This window comes from Paenibacillus sp. J31TS4, from assembly GCF_018403265.1.
Lineage (GTDB): Bacteria > Bacillota > Bacilli > Paenibacillales > NBRC-103111 > J31TS4.
This window is the reverse complement of sequence record NZ_BOSI01000004.1, coordinates 160,746-174,481: the sequence shown is the minus strand read 5'-3', so window position 1 is coordinate 174,481 and position 13,736 is coordinate 160,746. Positions and strand designations below refer to the sequence as shown.

The 13,736-nt window shown below is 60.7% G+C and carries 14 protein-coding genes; 1 reads left to right on the top strand and 13 read right to left on the bottom strand.

Annotation, left to right across the window (positions count from 1 at the left end; genetic code table 11):
• Positions 1 to 72: 72 nt before the first annotated feature.
• Positions 73 to 1,278, bottom strand: a complete 1,206-nt coding sequence (locus KJS47_RS18170; protein ID WP_213526489.1) for an MFS transporter — start codon at positions 1,276 to 1,278, stop codon at positions 73 to 75.
• Between the two features lie 283 nt (positions 1,279 to 1,561).
• On the opposite strand from KJS47_RS18170, the gene KJS47_RS18165 reads away from it, so the two are divergent.
• A complete protein-coding gene (locus KJS47_RS18165) occupies positions 1,562 to 2,392 on the top strand; it encodes a DUF4097 family beta strand repeat-containing protein (protein ID WP_213526488.1) in 831 nt (276 codons plus the stop codon).
• Positions 2,393 to 2,526: 134 nt separating this feature from the next.
• Here KJS47_RS18165 and KJS47_RS18160 read toward each other — a convergent pair whose 3' ends face one another.
• The 12 genes from KJS47_RS18160 to KJS47_RS18105 all read right to left on the bottom strand — a co-directional run bounded on the left by KJS47_RS18160 (position 2,527) and on the right by KJS47_RS18105 (position 13,494).
• Positions 2,527 to 3,450 (bottom strand): dihydrodipicolinate synthase family protein, encoded by a 924-nt coding sequence (locus KJS47_RS18160; RefSeq protein WP_213526487.1) that lies wholly within the window; start codon positions 3,448 to 3,450, stop codon positions 2,527 to 2,529.
• Positions 3,437 to 3,916, bottom strand: a complete 480-nt coding sequence (locus tag KJS47_RS18155; RefSeq protein WP_213526486.1) for a NanQ anomerase/TabA/YiaL family protein — start codon at positions 3,914 to 3,916, stop codon at positions 3,437 to 3,439. The genes KJS47_RS18160 and KJS47_RS18155 overlap by 14 nt, the downstream gene beginning before the upstream one ends.
• On the bottom strand, positions 3,913 to 5,043 hold the full coding sequence (locus KJS47_RS18150; RefSeq protein WP_213526485.1) for a Gfo/Idh/MocA family protein: 1,131 nt from the start codon (positions 5,041 to 5,043) through the stop codon (positions 3,913 to 3,915). The genes KJS47_RS18155 and KJS47_RS18150 overlap by 4 nt, the downstream gene beginning before the upstream one ends.
• Before the next feature lie 34 nt (positions 5,044 to 5,077).
• Positions 5,078 to 5,848: a carbohydrate ABC transporter permease gene (locus KJS47_RS18145; RefSeq protein ID WP_374707048.1), complete on the bottom strand. Its 771-nt coding sequence runs from the start codon at positions 5,846 to 5,848 to the stop codon at positions 5,078 to 5,080.
• Positions 5,849 to 5,913: 65 nt separating this feature from the next.
• Positions 5,914 to 6,813 (bottom strand): carbohydrate ABC transporter permease, encoded by a 900-nt coding sequence (locus KJS47_RS18140; RefSeq protein WP_213526483.1) that lies wholly within the window; start codon positions 6,811 to 6,813, stop codon positions 5,914 to 5,916.
• 70 nt (positions 6,814 to 6,883) lie between these two features.
• Positions 6,884 to 8,221 (bottom strand): ABC transporter substrate-binding protein, encoded by a 1,338-nt coding sequence (locus tag KJS47_RS18135; RefSeq protein ID WP_249716525.1) that lies wholly within the window; start codon positions 8,219 to 8,221, stop codon positions 6,884 to 6,886.
• Between the two features lie 266 nt (positions 8,222 to 8,487).
• On the bottom strand, positions 8,488 to 9,330 hold the full coding sequence (locus KJS47_RS18130; protein WP_213526482.1) for an AraC family transcriptional regulator: 843 nt from the start codon (positions 9,328 to 9,330) through the stop codon (positions 8,488 to 8,490).
• A gap of 231 nt (positions 9,331 to 9,561) precedes the next feature.
• Positions 9,562 to 9,990 carry a hypothetical protein gene (locus tag KJS47_RS18125; protein ID WP_213526481.1) on the bottom strand — a complete coding sequence of 143 codons (429 nt, stop codon included), beginning with the start codon at positions 9,988 to 9,990 and terminating at the stop codon, positions 9,562 to 9,564.
• Positions 9,987 to 10,739 (bottom strand): heme ABC exporter ATP-binding protein CcmA, encoded by a 753-nt coding sequence (ccmA, locus tag KJS47_RS18120; protein ID WP_213526480.1) that lies wholly within the window; start codon positions 10,737 to 10,739, stop codon positions 9,987 to 9,989. The genes KJS47_RS18125 and ccmA overlap by 4 nt, the downstream gene beginning before the upstream one ends.
• Complete coding sequence (locus KJS47_RS18115; RefSeq protein ID WP_213526479.1) at positions 10,732 to 11,553, bottom strand: ABC transporter permease; 822 nt, start codon at positions 11,551 to 11,553, stop codon at positions 10,732 to 10,734. The genes ccmA and KJS47_RS18115 overlap by 8 nt, the downstream gene beginning before the upstream one ends.
• 19 nt (positions 11,554 to 11,572) lie before the next feature.
• Entirely contained in the window at positions 11,573 to 12,124 is a 552-nt protein-coding gene (locus tag KJS47_RS18110; protein ID WP_213526478.1) for a nitrous oxide reductase accessory protein NosL, read from the bottom strand.
• Positions 12,121 to 13,494: a right-handed parallel beta-helix repeat-containing protein gene (locus tag KJS47_RS18105; protein WP_213526477.1), complete on the bottom strand. Its 1,374-nt coding sequence runs from the start codon at positions 13,492 to 13,494 to the stop codon at positions 12,121 to 12,123. Before KJS47_RS18105 ends, KJS47_RS18110 begins: the two co-directional genes overlap by 4 nt.
• Positions 13,495 to 13,736 lie beyond the last annotated feature (242 nt).

Sequence of the window (13,736 nt, the reverse complement as noted above, 5' to 3'; positions counted from 1 at the left end):
TCCTTATCAGTCAGGGCGTTCCGGCACGGGGAGCCGTGCGGGCCGGCCAGGATAGAACGAGAACGGTTCGTCCTAGTGGTGGCCGCCCGTGTCAATCCCTGCAAGGTGCCGGCGCCGAAGCCAGACGCAGGCGACGCCGAGCAGCACCATGGCGCCGCCGAAATAAAACGGAACCTGAGCATTATACCACTCGGCCAGCTTGCCGGCGAGCCATGGGGCGGCAGCGCCCCCCAGAAACCGGACGAAACTGTAAGAGGCCGAGGCGACCGACCGCTCGACCGGTGCCGACTGCATGACGGCGGTGGTGATGAGCGTGTTGTTGATTCCGAGGAAGACGCCCGCCAGGATGATCGCCGTAATGACGGCCGCCTGCGAATCGGAGAAGACGCCCATCAATACCAGATCGATCGCGAAGAGCGTCAGGACGGCGCACATCGAGCCGATGGAGCCGAACCGCCTTTGCAGCCGGGGAGCGACGAACACGGAGGTGATCGCCAGCATCAGGCCCCAGCCGAAGAAGACGTACCCGAGCTGCCGTTCGGACAGATCGAGCACGAACGGCGAGTAGGCCATGAGGGTGAAGAACCCGAAGTTGTAGAGAAAGGCGGTGATGCCGAGCGTCAGCAGCCCGGGATAGGCCAGGGCGCGGAACGGATCGAGCAGGGAGCTCTTCTGCTTCGGCTTCTCGATCTTCGGCAGCAGCACGAAAACCGAGAGCAGCCCGACCGTCATCAGCGCACCGACGCCGAAGAACGGTCCGCGCCACGACAGCGTGCCGAGCTCTCCGCCGAGCAGCGGGCCGACGGAGATGCCGAGGCCGAGCGCGGCCTCGTACAGAATGATGGCTCGGGCCGTACCGGAGGTGGACAGGCCGACGATGGCGGACAGGGCGGTCGCGATGAACAGCGCGTTGCCGAGTCCCCAGCCGCCGCGCAGCCAGACGATGCCGCCGATCGAGTTGGCTGTCCCCGCAAGCACGGCAAAGACGATGATCAGGAAGATGCCGCTGATCAGCGTCCACTTGATGCCGATGCGGCTCGAGACGAAGCCGGTGATCAGCATGGCGATCCCGGTTACGAGATTATAACTGGTGAACAGCAGCGAGACCTGGGCCGGGCTTGCGTCCAGCTGCTTGGCGATAGCCGGGAGGATCGGATCGACGAGCCCGAGCCCCATGAATGAGATGATACAGGCAAAGGCGACGGCCCAGACGGCCATCGGCTGCTGCAAGAGACCCGTACGGGCCTGCAGCGAATTTGGTGTAGAATGGGATGCCATATCGACAGAACCCTCCTGTTTTTTGGATACGGCTTATTATACGTAAGTAGTAACGTTTACGTCAACGTAAACTTTTGGAGCAAATTTCTGACAGATCGTCTTTTTCCTGTCTCTTTCTTGGCGAAGCGGCACGGTTCTCTCTTTTTTAGTATGACTCGCGAGACCCGGATTCATGACTGGGCCGTGCAGCGTTTGTGACGCGTCATGTGACAGGCGGCACTACGTCATGCGGGAGCTGGCACCGTATAGTAGAGGAAGAACATGCCAGAGCGGAGGACGTTGAATGATGAAGAAAATTGGATTTGGATTCATGCTGTTGCTGGTGCTGCTGTTGTCAGGGGCATTCGCGTTCAAGGGAAGCTGGCTCGACTACCGGCTTGCCGTTCTGGAGCAGGTCGAGGAGGCGGACAGCGGGGACATCGAATCGGTTCGGGTGGAGACGACTACGGTGGATGTCAAGGTCGTCCGGGGCTCGGGCAGCCGGATTCAGGCGAGACTGTACGGCCAGGTGAACGAGTCCCGTCTTAAGGAGTATAAGCTGGAGAAGCGCGTAAACGGCGGGAAGCTGGAGCTGATCGTCAAGGAAAAAACGCACAGCTGGCAATTTGGCGTAAACCGGTCCCCCGATCTCGAGATCGAGCTGCCCGAGAAGCTGTATAACGAGCTCGCCATCTCGATGGAGACCGGCGATCTGGCCATAAAGGGTGTCTCTGCCAAGATGGTGGACGTCACGACCTCGACAGGTGACATTGAACTGGAGAGGCTGACCGCCGACCGGGTGCGCGCCGATTCGACGACCGGCGACACCCGCATCGCCTCCGTCGAGGGAGAGCTGGACCTGTCGGCTACAACGGGTGATGTGACGCTCGACCTGCGGGAGCTGAGCCGGAATGTGAGCGTCGGCACGACGACGGGCGACATCCGTCTGCGCATAGCAGGCACTCCGCAGGCGATGCGGCTGGATATGAAGGCCACGACCGGAGAGACGGTCAGCCAGCTGAAGCAGATGGACTACACGAAGCGGGAGGAGCACCGCATTGTCGGCTCGCTCGGATCCGGCGGTCCTGAAGTGCTGCTTACCGCGACGACGGGTGATATTCGTTTGCAGAATTAGGGTCTCGCGGCCCCTTTCAGAGATAGCGGCAGGAGAGCCAAGCGGTAAGCCCCGAGCTTGTTCTTCCATACCGCTGTGATGCCCCCCAAACGCCCGGTAAGGCGCGGAGCCTTGGCTCCGCGCCTCTTTCCCGTTTAACGGGAGCTTGCGTATTCGTTTGTAAGCGCCAGAATCTCCCGATTGAGAGCCGCCAGCGGCTCATGATGCTCCGGTGCGACAGAGAGCAGCGGGCCCCGGGGGATGCCCGTCTCGATCCCGCGCAGCTCCAGCATATATTTGCAGGCGCCGTACAAAGACGGATAGCCGACCAGGCTACGGATGATACGATTAATCCGAACCTGCAGCTGCTGGGCCTCGTCCAGCCGGCCCTCCTCGAACAGCCGGTTCAGCGAGCAGAACAGCTCGGGCATGACGCCGTAGGTTCCCCCTATTCCGCCGTCCGCCCCCATGATCCGTCCGGCGAGGAACTGCTCGTCGGGCCCGTTGAAGACCAAGAAGTCCTCGCCCCCGATGTCCTTGAACTGCTGCAGCTCATAGGTGCTCTCGCCGGACATCTTGATGCCGATCACCTTGTCCTGCCGCGCCATTCTCTCGAACAGGGCGGGGGAGAGCTGGAAGCCGGTCGTTTGCGGAATATGGTAGATGACGAACGGCAGCGAGGTGCTGTCGATCATCTGCTGCCAATGCCGCTCGACTGCCGCGTCGGACAGCCGGTAATAGATCGAGGGGACGGCCGAGATGAGATCGGCGCCGCACTGCTCGGCATGCCGGGACAGCTCCACGCTGTCAGGAGTCGAATTGGCCCCTACATGGACCATCACGGTCAGCTCGCCCTTCACTTCTTCGAGCACCGCCTCGACAACCCGTTTGCGCTCCTCTACGCTTTGCAGCAGCCCTTCTCCCGAACTGCCTCCGACATACAGTCCTTTGACGCCGGTGCCGGCATAGGAGCGGGCCAGCCGCTTCACCCGCTCGGTGTCGACGCGCCCCGCGTCGTCGTACGCCGAGTACATGGCCACATAGACGCCTTTGTATCGGGATACTTTATTCGTATTCATTCGCTGCTTCTCCCTCCGGGTTGCAATCTGCTTCCACTTTATAGACGATCTTGCGGACATGGGACGGGGTGTGCCGATGGGCTCCGACCAGATGGGCATCCTCGGGGAAAAGAATCAGGGCATGCCCGCTGGACAGATAGCCGCTAAACCGGTCCTCCGATGCCGCGTCGCCAAACAGGATGTCGCTCTCTCGGTCATAGTCCGTCGGACTGACGAGAGAGGCAGCGGCGGTGATCTCCACGTATTCCCTGCCCTCCAGCACGATATGGACATCGATATACCGACGGTGCGCCTCGTACCGCTTCTCCCCGGCCGGCGAGGTGGTGAAGGCCAGATCGGATTTGCGAAATGCCTCCTGCTCCCCCGCGCCGCCCGTCAGGTTCGTGCGGATATCGTCCAGGCAGCGGTTCAGGCGGGGATTAGAGAACGCATACCGTCCCAGGTCGTCGAGCTTGGCGTAGATCATACGTAGGCCGCCTGCCTGCTCGTGATTTCGCAGACGCTCACCTTTCGGTTCTGCCGGAGGGAGAGAGTAAGGGCATCCGCCGTGGCAATCGCTGCCCGTGCGGCAGTGCCGTCGAGCAGCGGCCGGAACTCCTCCTCGGCCTCGGCGCCCTGCATGATGCTGTGGAAGTAGGCCATCTCCTCGCTCATGATCCCGTGCAGCCAGAGGGGAGGCGTGGCGCTCGGCTTGCCGTACATGATCGCGCCGTCCATCTCGAGCCCCTTGTAGATCCGGGTCCGGTCGTCGTCCTCCTCCTGTGAGCGGTGGAGCAGGAACCGCTCCTCGCCCTCCGGCGTCTTCAGCACAACCTTCACGTCCTGCAGGTCGATGAGGATAGCGCCCTTGGTGCCCTGAATCTTCACGAAGTGGTCGGCCCAGCGGAAGGCGGAGCCGTACTGCAGCGTTGCGAAGCGGTTGTTCGGGAATTCGAGCGTAATCAGCAGCATGTCGTCCTCGTCGCCGTACTGCTCTCCCTGGTGGGCCACATTGCCGCCGGACATCGAGACCCGCTCCGCCGGTCCCATCAGGAACTGAATGAAGTCTAGCTCATGGATGTGGTGGTAGAGGTGCCCGCCCGAGATCGTACGCTGCTTCTTCCAGCTTACTTCCTCCTGCGCCTCCTCCCAGCCGTTGCGCTGTGCGTGACAGAACAGCAGCTCGCCGATGCGCCCCTCGTTGATGAGCCGCTTGGCGGTTCTGACGCCATTCATGAAGTTCATGACGTGACCGGCCATGAAAATAAGTCCTTTTTCTTTGGTCTGCCGGATCATCTCGTTGCAGTCCTCGTAGCTGAGCGCGATCGGCTTCTCGCAGAAGACGTGCTTGCCGTGTTCGGCCGCGATCAGCACCGGCTCCTTGTGGTACCCGTTCGGGGACGCGACGACAACGGCGTGCACATCCGGTCGGCTGCACAGCGCCTCGATGCTCGGCTCCGCCGTGCAGTTCAATTCCCGGGCGACCGGCTCGGCGTGAGCCGGATCGTATACCGCGACGACCCGGGCCCCCTCCAGCTTGTTCAGCAGACGGGCCAGCCCCGCCCCAAAATATCCGGTTCCCACCACTCCATAATTGATTGTGTCCATCTCCATTGCTCCTCTCCTGATGTAAATGCTCAGGTTCTCTTTATTTCACGGATCCTTCGGCCATGCCCCCCGCGATCTTCCGCTGAATCAGCATGAAGAAGACGATCGACGGCAGAATGACGATGACGGATGCGGCCATCATCTCGCCCCAGTCGAGGATCTCCGAGCCTGTCAACGAATACAGCGCTACCGAGATCGGCATTTTGCCCGAGCTGTTGATGAGCAGCAGCGCGAACAAAAACTCGTTCCAAGTGTTAATGAACGTATAGATGGCGGTGGCGACGACGCCCGGCGCCACGATGGGCAGCACCACCTGGACGAAGACTCTCCACTTGCCGGCCCCGTCGACCCGGGCCGCCTCCTCGATCTCGAGCGGAACGGTCTGGAAGAACCCGCTCAGCATCCAGATGGCGTAAGGGATCGAAAAGGACAGATAGGTGATGACGAGCCCCGTCCATGTGTTGACCAGCCCCAGCTTGATAATGATGATCGAATAGGGCACGGCCAGCAGAATGGGCGGGAACATGTACGTCGTGATCAGCAGCTTGGTCATCCGCTTCCCGGCTTTGGGGAAGAACCGGACGATGCCGTAGGCGCCGAGCGAAGAGACCACGATCGTAATCAACGTCGCCGAGAGCGAGACGATGAGACTGTTCTTGATGTTGGTGGCGAAGTGAAGATTGTTCAGTACCCGGCGGTAATACTCGAAGGTGAACGTTTCGGGAAAGAAGGCCAGCGGATGGCTCGCCATCTCCCCGGACGTCTTGAAGGACGACAGGATAATCCAGACGAGCGGGAAGACCGCCAGCACGGACAACAGCGACAAAAACAGATACAACAGCGCGACACCGACCTTGCTTCTGCCTACCGGTCTCATCAGCGGTCCTCCTTTTCCCATTTGTTCAATAAGCGGAAATACAGCATGCAGACGACGAGCAGGAACAGCAGGAGGATAATCGTGATCGCCGAGGCGACGCCGAGCTGCTTGAGCCCCCAGCCGGTCTTGTAAGCGAAGATCGGCAGCGTGGTCGTCAGATCGGAAGGACCTCCGCCCGTCATCAGGTACAGCAGGTCGAAGTTGTTGAAGACCCAGATCGTCCGCAGGACGAGCAGCAGGCCAATGACGCCCCGGATATGCCGGATCGTGATCGCCCAGAACGACTGCCAGGGCGTCGCACCGTCCATCATGGCGGCCTCGTATTGGTCGGCCGGGATCGTCTTCAGCGCCGACAAGATGTTCACCATGAACAGAGGAGCACCGAACCAAATGTTGACGAACAGCACCGCTCCGAAGACGAGCGAGGGCTCCGCGAACAGGTTCACATTATGGCTCGTGATCCCGAGCTGGGTAAGCAGGTTCGGCAGGAAGCCGTAGACGTCGTTGAAGATCCACTTCCAGGTGAAGGCGATGACGATCGCGGGGAACGCCCACGGAATGATCAGCAGCGTCCGGAAGAACCCGGAGAACCGGGGGATCTTATTCAAGGCAAGCGCCGCCGCGAATCCGACCAGCAGCTGCCCGACGATGGACAGCACCGTCCATTTGATAGAGTTGGCGAAAGCCCGGTAGAACTCCGGATTCGTCAGGACGTAGCGGAAGTTGTCGAGCCAGACCCACTGGTAGTGGGGCCGGATCAGATTCTTCGATGTGAAGCTGTAATACATGCTGGATAATATTGGGTAAATCAGCAGCAGAACGACGATGAGCACCGCAGGCAGCACAAACAATAGGCCGGTCAGGTTCCATCTCTTGAAGCTAGTGCGCAAGGAATTCATTCTTCCTCCCCCCATTCCAAAAAGCCGCAGCGAGGGCAGGGGAGGAGGAGCTCCGCCCCCTGCCTGCAGGCTACTGGTACAGCTTGAACAATTGGTTCAGTTCATTCTCGGCCTTCTTGGCCGCTTCCTCGACCGGCTCGTTTTTCAGCACGATGTTCTGGAACATCTTCTCGATGACGCCCTGGTTCGCCAGAATGCCCGACTCCAGCGTAGGTCCGTTCTCCATGCCGATCGCCGTTCCCTGGTCGACCGCACTACTGATCACCTTGACGGCGCCGCTGAACTTCTGGATCGTCGGGTTGTCCAGGAATGCCGGATCCTCGGCGATGTCCTTCATCGCGGGCAGCATGCCGGCCGGAACGGAGTGAAGGAATTTGATATAGCGTTCTTTTTCGTACAGGCTCTCCACGAACGCCTTGGCGATCTCGGGATGCTTGCTGTTCTTCCAGACGACCATGGGCACGTTAGAGGTCTCGATGCCGCGGTCCGGGTCGTTCGCGTTGATCTTCGGAATCGGCGCCGCGTCGATCTGGTCCAGCAGCTTGGGCGAGTTGGTCTCCACGCCGCCGATCTGGAAGCCGCTGTTGAAGTCGAAGGCGGTCTTGCCTTGGTAGTAGAGGGTCGCCTGGTCGAGCACCTTGAAGTTAACGGAGCCGGACGGGGACGTCGTCTTGTACATCTTCACCCAGTAGTTGATGCCGTCGATGGCCGCCTTGCTCGTCAGGTTGGCTTTGCCGTCCTTCGTCACTAGCGCCTCGCCGGCCGACCGGACATAGAAGTTCAGGAACCGGGTTGCCATCATATCGCCTAGCCCCATCGGGACGGACAGGCCGTATACCTCCGGAGGGTTGTTCAGCGCCTTGGCCGTTTCGTACAGCTCGTCCCATGTTTTGGGAACCGGCAGCTTGGCCTTCTCGAGCAGATCCTTCCGGTACCACATCACCTGCGCGTGGGAGTACAGCGGAATGGAGTAGTTCTTCCCGTCCACCGTTCCCTCCTTGAGCGGCGCCTCGTAGAACCGGTCGCGGCCGATCTTGTCGATGACATCGTTCAACGGAACGATCGCATCGGCATCCAGCATCTCGACCACGTGGTTCGGCAGCGCCGTGCTGACATCGGGCACCTGCCCGGACTGCAGGCCGGTCGTCCACTTCGTGTAGAATTCCGGCCAAGCAAAGGTTTCGATCTTGATCTTCACGCCCGGGTGCTTGCTCATGAAGGCGTCCGCCGCCTCTTTCATGAAATCGTTGCGCGCGCCCTGGGTAAAGGAATGCCACATGACGATCTCGCCCTTCATCTCCTTGTCTCCGCTTCCCGCCGCCTCGGGCGTGTCCGCCTCCTTGCCGCATCCGGCTGTCAGCAGCACAAGCGCGGCGAGGGATGCCATCGACCATTGTTTTGCGTTCATTCCGACCCCTTCTTTCCCATGAAATTCGTTAACAAAAAAGTGCTATCCAGCCTATCCTCATTCTTCCACTTTTCCCGGCAGACTATGAACGGCTTCCTCCTGCCCACCCATAATTGGAATACGCTTACAATCATGGCAGTGCCGTCGTACCTGCGGAAGTCCTTTTCTCTCTATGTCCTTAACGATATCCCAAGTATGGCGGCTCTTGAATATAGCAAACCAATCAAAACTAGCACAAAACGAGCAAGAAAAAAGACAGCCGCCTGTCAATCTCGGGCGAGCTGCCGATAGGAATGGGGAGTGACCCCATAATGCTTTTTGAAGCGGCGGGAAAAGTAGTTCGGATCCTCGATCCCGACCATATACGCGATATCCGAAATCCGTTCGTCGGTTTCGAGGATTTTCTTGGCGGCGACGACCATCTTGAGCTCCGTCAGAAATTCGCTCGGCGTCTTGCCGGTGTGCTGCTTGAACAGCCGGCGCAGCGAGGAGGGGCTGAGCTTCACCATGGCGCTCAGGTCCTCCATGCTCATCTCCTTCTCGTAGTTGTTCATCATATAGTCCAGAATGACCTGAATGCGGTTGTCGTACTTGTTGCTGTCCACCGTCAGCGTCCGCCGTTTGGCCCGTTCTCCGCCGGAGAACGCCTCCGAGGCGTCGATCAAGTAGGCGAGGATGAGCTCAAGATAGCCTCTCAGCAGGAAGTAGCGTCCTCGCTTGGCAGAATTCTTCTCGCGGATGATGCAGTTGAAATAGTATTTGATCTCCGGGTCCGTGCAGCGGACGACCGGATCGATTCCGAGAATCTCCGACCATACCTCGCGCTCGCTCAGCGGGAAGGCGGCCGTGTACCGGATGCTTATGAAGGTGAAGTCGTCGGTCATCGCTTCGCAGAACAGGCGGCTCCCCTGAGGAATGTAGACGAGATCGTCGGGCTGCAGCGCGTATTCGTTTCCGTCGATGGCAAAGACGGCCCGGCCCTTCTGGATGAAGCGGATCATCGAATAGGGGATTTTGGATTCCTCGTACGTCCAGCCGAGCGGAAACGAGTATCGCTCGGCGTACAAAAAGTTCAGCCGCAGCGCCTGCAGGAGATTGTTATCGGTCATAGCTTCCACCCCCGTGTCCGCTATCATACGAAAAATAGAAGCAAATTACACTGGAAATAGAAAAAGCCTTGTATTCTCCTGACATAGGCAGGAGAATACAAGGTCTCCTTGCTTTCTCCCGACATAGGCAGGAGAAAGCAAGGTCTCCTTGTTTCCTCTCGCACAGGTGAGAGAAAACAGGGCTTTCACGGTTCCCGCGCCAAGAGCAAGAGAAACAGGGGCGGGTTGCTGTTACTGGACGTAGAAATCCTTACGGAAGAAAAAGTGTCCTTCGTCGTTCGTAATATGGATGACCGTCTTGTACTGGCCGGGATCCGGGAAGGTATAAGCGGCGGCGTAGCCGTTCTTCTCCTTCTTGGTGTTCAGCAGCCGGCTCTTCTGCCCCTGCTTGTCGATCTGAATGTCGATCTGGCCGGTCAGCCCGGCCGCGTCGCCGGTGAACTGCACCAGCAGCTTGGTTTCCTCCTTGGCCTTGGCCGGAGACGGCTCGCTGACGAGCTGCACCTGGTCGGCCTTGACCGGGCGGCTCTGCTGGGCTCCGCACCCCGTTGCCGCCATCGCCATTGCCGCGAGAAGCAGCAGAGCGAGCAGCCTGGCTGTACGCCGGCTCTGAGCCGAAGAGCGGTTGGTCTCCGGCTTGTCCGGAATCGTCGTCCTCATCGAATCGTCTCTCCTTTCTTGTCGGTATGGTTCGTGATGACAAAATCGCGGAACGCCCCGTACAAGCCGCCGGCGTTCCGGTACTGCTCCTTCAGCTGGCGCACGCTTCCCGAGAACCGGACGACGCCGGCGTCGAGGAAGACGACCTGGTCCGCAACGAGCTCCGCCACGTTCAGCTGGTGCGTGGAGAAAACAACGGCCTGCCCATCGGCCGCCACCTGGCGGACCAATCCGGCAAAGGCATCCATCCAGTACGGGTCGAGCCCATTCGTGGGCTCGTCCAGCAGGAGCAGGGGAGGCTTCGCGAGCATTGCCTGGGCGAACAGCAGCCGCTGCCGCATTCCTTTGGAGAACGAGGTGACGGGCTTGCGGCGGACGTCGGATAGGCCTACGGTCTCCAGCAGCTCCAGGACGCGCGCTCTCTTGACACCTCGCAGGGCGGCATAGAATTCGAGCGTCTCCTGGGCCGTCAGCGCGCTGCCGAACTGGAAGTCGTCCGGCATATAGCCGATGCTGTCGGCGTAGGCCCGGCGGCTACTGGCCCACTGCTGCCCGCGGATGCGGACGGTGCCCCCGCTCGGCTGCGAGATGCCGGCGATCATGCGCAGCAGCGTACTCTTGCCGGCGCCGTTGCCGCCGCAGAGCGCGAGGACGCTTCCCGTGGCGACCGTCAGTGTGACGGGCTCGACGAGCGTCTGCTTTTCGATGCGCTTGGTTACCTCGTGCAGTTCGAGAATCGGTTCAGGCATGACGTCTCCCCCTTTCCCACAAGAAGCCGGCGATGCCCATCGATAGGGCAATCCAGACCAGGCAGACCGCCAGGAACAGGGCGGTGCCGAGCGGCTGCTGGATCCAGCCGACCCAGCTGTAGTAGTCCGGTCCGAGGATCGAGCCGCCGCCCATCTTGACGACCGTCATGAGCCGCGTGAGCTCCGCCGGGTTCAGGAAGATAAGCGCCACGAGCACCGGCTTGATCCAGAGGTAGGGCAGGACGCCCAGCACGGCGATGAGCAGCGTCGGCCACCCGAGAATATAGAAGAACCAGATGGCGACGCCGTACGTCAGCGCCTGCCACCGGTTGCGGCACAGCGTGCCCGCCAGCACGGCGATCCCCAGGAACAGCAGCACGAGGAAAACCGAGAAGGCGAAGAACAGGCCGAACGTGCCTGCCGAGAACGCTTTGCCGAGCAGCACGCCCAGCACCCCCGATAGCCCGAAGCCAATGGAGACGATGACGAGCAGTACGGCCGCGAGCCCCGTGTACTTGCCCCACAGATAAGCCATCGTGCCGAGCGGGTAGGTGGACAGCAGATGCCAGCCGCCCTCCTCCTTCTCGGCGGTGACCGAGAAGGAGCCGAGCAGAAGCGTCATGAGAGGGAGCAGGTACAGGATGAGATTGATCATCGTGCCGGTCGTGCTCGTATAGCCGCCGACCTGCTGCTGGGACTGGACGAGCAGCAGCGCCAGGCTGAACAGCGCGAAGAGCGCCATGAAGGAGTAGGCCCACGGGTTGCGGAAGCCGAGCTTTACCTCCCGGAGGGCGATAGTCGAGATATGGCGCAATGGTGGTCACTCCCCTCGCTTACTTGTGCGTCCCCTGCGGTGTCATCGAAGCCGCAGGGCTAGCGCCGTGTCCGGCGTCCTTATGGCCGTCCGCTCCGTGCATGTTCATCATGTCCTTGTTCATTTCCCATTTGTGGCTGTCCAGCTCCTTGCCGGTCATCAGCTGGCCCTTGCCTTCCTTCTTGATGAACGCCTCGGCGTCCTTCTTCTGCTCGAAGGAGATGACGCCGTAAGCCATCGGAGTGCGGATCGTTTTGTCGTAGACGAAGGTTGCGTCTTCAAGCGGGATCCATTTCTTCGAGTTGTAGTCGCGCACATATTGGGCGCCGATTTGCTCGGTGCCGTTCTTCTTCTTCCAGGCGAACAGGTCGCCGAGATCGTCGAATTTGTGGCCCTTGTTGTTCTTCTCGATGATTTGCGTGGCGAACGCGTCGTCCTTGATCTGCATGTTGCATACTTCGCACTTGTCGACCGACTCGTTGATCGCCGCAGGCTCGTATTTGGTCTGGCCGCAGCCCGCCGCGAGCAGCAGGACGGCTGTCAGCAGGAACAGCATTACGGATTTCTTCATGGTCGTTTGACCCCCCATTGATAGATAGAGATGAAACTTACGGCGAGCAGCAGCATACCTGTCCAGAAAACGGCCGGCTCCCGGGCATTCCCCGGTGCTTCCGCCGAGACGGCGGTCGGCGGCTTCATGAGCGGCGCATTGTCCTTCAGCCACTCGTCCGTACCGGAGCGGAACAGCTGCTCCAGAAACGGCATGCCCGGCGACTGGAACAAAACCTGGAAGGCGGGCACGGATTTCGTCAGATTGAGGAAAAACGGGTTGACCTCGTAAGACAGATCGCTGACTCCGCTGCCTGTCCGATCGAGCCCCTGCGCATTGTCCCAGTAGTTGCCGTCGGACCGGTTGTCCGGGCTCCCGGTCGCCTGTGCCTGGATGACGTTGGAGACGAAGGCATTGCCGGACAGCGTATTGCGGGTGGAATCCAGCAGCTGGAGGCCGATGAAATTGCGGGCGACCTCGTTGCCCGTCATCTCGGTCTCCTCGGTCTGCTCGACGTAGAATCCGACCCGGTTGCCTTCGACCCGGTTGTCCTTCACGACCGTCCGCTTGACGTCGAAGAGCAGCAGCCCCTGCGAGTTGACATTCTCCGTCTGCTTGGCGAACCGGTTGCGAAGCACCTCGCCGTCCTGCACTCCCATCAGCATCGCACCGGTCACGTTGTAGGCGCCCGTATTGTCCGTCAGCGCCGCTCCTTCGGCGAACATGAAATGGTAGCCGTAGCGCGACCGGTTCACCTCATTGCGCTCGAGCCGGTTGGCGTCGCTGCTCTCCACGTAAATGCCGTCATGCATCCGCTCGATCCGGCTGCCCGCGATCGTATTGCGGTGCGATTCGAACAGATCGATGCCGTTTCCGCGCTGCGAGAAGACAGGGTTTCCCCGTCCGGGGAACGCAGGCCCATCGATCCGAATGCCGGTCAGCTCGTTGCGGTCAGCCTGCCGCAGGTAGACGCCTCCGGCGCTCGTATGGATCGTCAGGCTGCGCAGCTTGTTGCCGCTCGAGGCGACCAGCACAGCCGGAATCTCGGGATCGGTCTGCCGGTCGGTAACGGTCAGGCCTTCGAGTACGATGCCGTCCGCCTGCAGGGTAATCGCCGGCTCTTCGCCGTCGTGCAGCAGCTCGCCGCCCGGCTCCATCCGAAGCGTCAGCGGCTTCGCGATAACCGCAGGTCCCGCATACGACCCGGCAGGCAGCGTAACGGTCGAGCCCGCCGCCGCGCGGTCGAGCAGCGGCTGCAGCGGCACCGGGCCGGCTTCCGCCTCAACCGGCGGGCTAAGCGTCAGCGCGAGCGGGAGCGCCAGCAGGAGAGCGAGACCGGCCCGCCAGGGCCGGAGCGCCTGATTGCGGCTGGCGCGTATCAGCTTAGGCACAGGATGATCACCTCCTTGTCGTGTGGGGCCTGTCTCTGTTTTCATCGTATGGCAGTTGTCCGCCAAAAAGTATGACTCGTTAGAGCTATCCCGGAGGCGGTTCTGTGACAGATCGGCGACAACCTTGTGAAGCCGCGAATGCGGGCCGCCAGGAGCCCGCAAACGGGGAACAAAGCGGAAAGAGCGGATGGTGCGGTGCCGGCCTCCGCATGCTATACTGGAAGGAACAAACGTTCGTCCGG